Source organism: Actinotalea sp. C106 (genome assembly GCF_023630195.1).
Lineage (GTDB): Bacteria > Actinomycetota > Actinomycetes > Actinomycetales > Cellulomonadaceae > Actinotalea.
Genome location: NZ_JALPKN010000376.1, coordinates 1 through 2,532, shown reverse-complemented (window position 1 = coordinate 2,532; position 2,532 = coordinate 1). Strand labels below are relative to the sequence as shown.

Annotated in this window: 3 protein-coding genes; all 3 read right to left on the bottom strand. The window is 73.2% G+C overall.

Annotated elements, in window-relative coordinates:
- On the bottom strand, positions 1 to 467 hold a 467-nt coding region (whiA, locus tag L0B03_RS16535), incomplete at its 3' end, for a DNA-binding protein WhiA (protein ID WP_250447911.1).
- Between the two features lie 16 nt (positions 468 to 483).
- Positions 484 to 1,476: a uridine diphosphate-N-acetylglucosamine-binding protein YvcK gene (gene yvcK / locus L0B03_RS16530; protein ID WP_250447909.1), complete on the bottom strand. Its 993-nt coding sequence runs from the start codon at positions 1,474 to 1,476 to the stop codon at positions 484 to 486.
- Positions 1,473 to 2,411 carry an RNase adapter RapZ gene (gene rapZ, locus L0B03_RS16525; protein WP_250447907.1) on the bottom strand — a complete coding sequence of 313 codons (939 nt, stop codon included), beginning with the start codon at positions 2,409 to 2,411 and terminating at the stop codon, positions 1,473 to 1,475. Before rapZ ends, yvcK begins: the two co-directional genes overlap by 4 nt.
- Positions 2,412 to 2,532 lie beyond the last annotated feature (121 nt).

Sequence of the window (2,532 nt, the reverse complement as noted above, 5' to 3'; positions counted from 1 at the left end):
GGGCCGGGGGAGGTGACCTCGAGGGCGGCCGAGCGCCCGGGCTCGGTCAGGGAGCCGTGGGCGATGAACGCCCCGCGCCAGGCGGCCTCGGCCTCGCCCAGACCCGCCGAGACGACCTGGGGCGGCAGACCGCGCACCGGCCGACCTCGGTTGTCGAGCAGTCCCGTCTGGCGGGCGAGGGACTCACCGTCCTTGACGACCCGGACGACGTAGCGGGTGCCGCGGCGCAGGCCGCCCCCGCTGACGACCACGACGTCGCTCGAGTGCCCGTAGACCTCGGCGACGAAGGTGCGCAGCCGGCGGGCGGCGACGCCGGTGTCGAGCTCGGCCTCGATGACGATGCGCCCCGAGATGATGTGGAGCCCGCCCGCGAACCGGAGCATCGCCGAGACCTCGGCCTTGCGGCACGACGTCTTGTCCACGGAGAGCCGCGCGAGCTCGTCCTTCACCTGTGCCGTCAACGCCATGCGGTCATCCTGCCAGTCAGCGGGCTGAGGTGCCGACGTCGCCGAGGAATCCCTCGAAGGCGTCACGGTAGGCGGCGGCCAGGCGCAGGGCGTCGTGGCGTGCTGTCCCGTCGCCCACGCCGACCTGCCGGAGCAGGAGCCGGGCACCGAGGGCGGAGCAGTGGACCTGGAGCTGCTCGATGTCCTCGATCACCGTCGGGTCCGCGACGACGACGTCGATCCGCAGCTCGGGGGCGTGCGCCTGGAGGGCAGACAGGTGGTCGTTGGCGGTCATGCCGTGGGTCTCACCCGACTCGTCGCTCAGGTTGAGGGTCAGGCACCGGTGCGCGGCCGTGCGGTGCAACGCCTCCGACAGCTCGGGCACGAGCAGGTGCGGCATCACCGAGGTGAACCACGAGCCCGGGCCGAGCACCACCCAGTCCGCAGCGTCGACGGCGGCGACCGCCTCGGGGCAGGCCGGCGGGTCGTCCGGGATGAGCCGGACCGCCCGGACCCGACCCGGCGCGGTGGCGACCGCGCTCTGCCCCTGCACCACGTGCGGCACCGCTTCAGGGCCGGCTGCGGCGTCGACGAGGTCGGCCTCGATGGCCAGGGGTACCGAGGCCATCGGCAGCACCCGCCCGCGGGCGCCCAGCAACCGGCCCACCCAGTCGAGGCCGGACACGGTGTCGCCCAGGAGCTCCCATAGCGCCACGATCAGCAGGTTGCCCACCGCGTGCTGGTCGAGGGACCCCTGCGAGTGGAACCGGTGCTGCAGCAGGTCGCGCCACGTCCTGCCCCACTCGGTGTCGTCGCACAGGGCCGACAGCGCCATCCGCAGGTCCCCGGGGGGGAGCACGTCCATCTCGGCACGCAGCCGCCCCGAGGAGCCACCGTCGTCAGCGACCGTGACGACGGCGGTCAGCCGGTCGGACATGAGCCGGAGGGCCGAGAGGCTCGCGAACAGGCCGTGCCCTCCCCCGAGGGCGACCACCGCCGGTCCACGACCGCCGGGGTCCAGGAGGGTCACTCGCGCCCCAGGTCGCGGTGCGAGACGACGACGCGGTGCCCCCGCTCGCGCAGCTCGGTCGCCAAGGTCTCGGACACCGCGACAGACCGGTGCTTGCCGCCCGTGCACCCGACGGCGATCGTCGCGTACCGCTTGTTCTCGTTGCGGTAGCCCGCGAGCACGGGCTCGAGTGCCAGCACGTAACGCTCGATGAACGTCATCGCACCCTCCCGCGCCAGCACGTAGTCGCGGACGGGCTCGTCCCTGCCGGTCAGGTGCCGCAGCTCGGTGATCCAGTACGGGTTCGACAGGAAGCGCATGTCCACGACGTGGTCGGCGTCGAGCGGGAGGCCGTACTTGAAGCCGAAGGACAGGATGTGCAGACGCAGCGCCTCGTCGTCTCCGCCGGTCACCGCGATGCGCACCTCGCGGGCCAGGTCGTGGACGTTGAGCTCGGTCGTGTCGATCACGACGTCCGCGCGCTCGCGGATGCCCTGCAGCAGCGCGCGCTCCTCGGTGATGCCGTCGAGGATGCCGCGGTCGCCCTGGAGGGGATGCGGCCGTCGGACGGCCTCGAAACGCTGCACCAGCTTGGCGTCCGAAGCATCCAGGAACAGGACGCGGTAGGCGTATCCCGCAGCGCGGATCTCGTCGATGACGTGGGCGAGGTCGGCGAAGAACTCACGTCCGCGGACGTCGACGACGGCCGCGAGGCGGTTCACCCCGCCAGGGCCGGCGCTCATCATCCGCGCCATCTGGGTGAGGAGCTGGGCGGGGAGGTTGTCGACCACGTACCAGTCGAGGTCCTCGAGCACGGTCGCCGTCTGCGACCGACCCGCGCCGGACATGCCGGTGATGACCAGGAGCTCGGGCGGCTCGGAGCTGCGCTTGGGCGTGGTGGCCTCGAGGGCGGGGATGCCGCGCGGGACCGTCTCGGGCGGGGGCTCGTGCGTCATGCGTCCAGCATGCCAGTCCCGGCGGCGTCCTGACCGTCCGGCAGGCTCAGTCGGAGGACCGCTCCCCGGTGGGCTCGGCGGGGGCGGCCGGGGCCGGGCCCTGGGGCGGGGCCGGTCGCAG

What these genes read in the sequence shown, in the direction of transcription:
- rapZ (WP_250447907.1), bottom strand. Translation starts at nt 2,411, where the DNA reads ATGACGCACGAGCCCCCGCCCGAGACGGTCCCGCGCGGCATCCCCGCC.